We start from the raw sequence: 226 nt of genomic DNA on the forward strand, positions 1-226 counted from the left end.
GGATACTACAGGGGCAGGCGATGCTTTTGTTGGCGGCTTGCTTGCAAAGCTTTCTCAACATGATGAGTGGAACAATCAACAAGTCGTCGACTCTGCAATTCAGTGGGCGAATGGTTGTGGTGCACTGGCGACAACGCAAAAAGGCGCAATGACCGCACTTCCAACGCAAGAAGCTCTAACTCAGTTTATTCAAAAAAACTCTTCAAATACGAATGCCGTAGAGGAG

General features: G+C 47.8%; 1 protein-coding gene. It reads left to right on the plus strand.

The genetic code is table 11. The features are described from left to right. Positions 1 to 226: PfkB family carbohydrate kinase (locus AB4486_RS27010; RefSeq protein WP_372119852.1), on the plus strand; the 226-nt coding region annotated here is incomplete at both ends.

This window comes from Vibrio sp. 10N.222.55.C6 (assembly GCF_041473395.1).
In the GTDB taxonomy this organism is placed as follows: domain Bacteria; phylum Pseudomonadota; class Gammaproteobacteria; order Enterobacterales; family Vibrionaceae; genus Vibrio; species Vibrio crassostreae_C.